This window comes from Vallitalea sp., from assembly GCF_025211055.1.
Lineage (GTDB): Bacteria > Bacillota > Clostridia > Lachnospirales > Vallitaleaceae > Vallitalea.
Genome location: NZ_JAOARO010000028.1, coordinates 1 through 2,584 on the forward strand (window position 1 = coordinate 1; position 2,584 = coordinate 2,584).

The window sequence follows — 2,584 nt, forward strand, 5'->3', positions numbered from 1 at the left end:
TAATGAGCCTTAAACAGCTAATGCTGTAAAGGCTCATTCATTTTGTATAGCTAATACTATTAAATCATACTAGATAGTCGGGAATATTTCGTACTTTTTGGTTTCATAGTCAGAAACTAAGAAGCTAGGGTCGAAAGCCTACGAAGCGGTTTTTGGGTCTTTCGGCGGAAAAGCTTTTTGGGTCTTCCTTATGGGTCAAAAAACAAGAACCATATCAGTCATGGCCTGACATAAAAAATAAGAGAATAATCTTATTTCATAAAAATTCTACCATAAATATTATTGTAATATGTAACAAAATAGGATATACTAGTATAAATTTGACAATTATTATTAAAAGATATATAAAAGAGTGCAAGTATCTTTGGGGGAATTACCTAGGTAACCCATTCCAAAGGCTGCACTCATCTTTTCAATATAGTTTATGTATAAATATTATACCATATACATGTTTTTTGTCAAGAAATAATTGAGGAGATGTTTAAAAATGGACAAAGAATATTCTGCAAGAAGGTATTTTATTGTTGGTTTTAGAAATTACATAGAAAATCGGAATAAGATATTAGCAAAAACCTATATTCCTAGTATGCGAGAGCTTATGTATGATTATATTGATATATATAATGATGTCCATAATAGTTTGGACAATGATAAATGGTTAAAAGCGCTTAAAAATTCATTAACAGCTATTAAGTATTTCCTATCATTTACTATTCTACAGTCATCAGATATGTATCGTAAAGAAATAAGGTATTTAATTACAGAGATTGATGATTATGCTAATAAGAAAAATAATCTTTGTAAAATATACAACGCTTGTACAGCATTGATTAAAAAAATTAACAATCATAATATATATTCAGAAATTATTGAAGCCGTTAAACATAAAAAGACCTATAATCATATCGAAAACGCATTGCAATTATTTATTATGGAATTAATATATGAAGGATATTCATTAGAATATCTCAAAGAATGGTATAGGCATAATATTAATATTAGTGATATTACAACAGAAAATATTATAGAACAACTAGAAAAATTTAAGGAATTGAAAAGAAACAAAAAAGTATTTTATTATTATGTCAATGTACTAAAGATAAATCAAGATGAAGAATGTTTTCTGGCAAATAAATTTGATGCTAAAAAAATTGATTATACCTCTTTAACATTTAATGACGATAAGACTCTAGTAAAATATATAGATAATAGCAATAGTCATTATCTATATAAACTTCAAGTATATTCTATGGACGTGTTTAAAGGGCTTGAGATTTTGGTAGAATCCATAGAATCATATTACCAAATAAATTGTTTTCTAGAAAATAATCAAAAGTTAGTTGTGTTGGAAAAAGTAGTGGCTGAAACTGATTCCATCAATTACATAAAAATGAGAATAGAGTCAAAAGATAAACTGTTTAAGGGGATAGAGCAAAGAGAAAAAGCAGACCTTCAAGATTTCTTAAAGTATCGAAACGAAATAATTCGCCAAAACATAGAATCAAACGAGATAATTGTACTTCAAAGAGCTCTTAATATAGTAAAAGGACAAAGTAATCAATCTGCTGAAAATAAACTAATAAACTTATGGTCGGTATTAGAATACATACTTACATTTCATGAGGGAGCAAGTATTATTAGTAAAGTATGTGATATTATTCCAAAACTAATAAGCCTCTATGTAATAAAAGATAAAATTAATACTTTTTGGGCTAATCTATATCGATATAACAGTCTTAATCAAGAAATCATGAATATGATTAAAGAGTGTACTAAAAATGGAGAAAATTATGAATATGACCTTGAATCGTTCATTGATTACTTGCAAAAACAGGGCGAAAAGATAATTGATTTATTTGAATTTAATGACCTACTAAAGAAAGAAATAGCTGAAATTGGATTACTGCTTAACGATAAAGAAAAAAGGCATAAATTTATTATCCAAAAGAATGAAGAAATAGAGAATGACCTAATTCGTATTTATAGAACTAGGAATATTTTGATTCATTCTGGACAAAAAGTAAAAATAAATTTAAATCATAAAGCCTTAAGGCTTTATCAATATAATAATGGTCTCTTAGGAGTGATAATATACTATAAGAATAAAGATATTAACATTAATATAACAGAAATACTAAATTCTATTAATTATACTTATACTGATTATCTTAAAATATTACAAGATAGAGATTCATCACCGATTGATATATGTAAGCCAAGATATATATACTTATAGAATTAAATATGATTCTCTATTGTGTTTTACAATTGTTAAGGGACTATTAGAAAATATTTAATGCGTACATAAGATTTTCTCTAGCTTTATGAAATAAGATTATTCTCTTATTTTTTATGTCAGGCCATGACTGATATGGTTCTTGTTTTTTGACCCATAAGGAAGACCCAAAAAGCTTTTCCGCCGAAAGACCCAAAAACCGCTTCATAGGCTTTCGACCCTAGCTTCTTAGTTTCTGACTATGAAACCAAAAAGTACGAAATATTCCCGACTATCTAGTATGATTTAATAGTATTAGCTATACAAAATGAATGAGCCTTTACAGCATTAGCTGTTTAAGGCTCATTA

The 2,584-nt window shown here is 27.3% G+C and carries 1 protein-coding gene; it reads left to right on the forward strand.

Translation table 11 applies throughout. From position 1 onward, the window contains the following. Window positions 1-487 precede the first annotated feature (487 nt). Window positions 488-2,236, forward strand: coding sequence for a hypothetical protein (locus tag N4A55_RS03625; protein WP_293754143.1), 1,749 nt, complete (start codon window positions 488-490; stop codon window positions 2,234-2,236). Window positions 2,237-2,584: the final 348 nt, after the last annotated feature.

Excerpts from the sequence above, each read along its gene's own strand:
- N4A55_RS03625 (WP_293754143.1), top strand. The coding sequence starts at position 488 with ATGGACAAAGAATATTCTGCAAGAAGGTATTTTATTGTTGGTTTTAGA.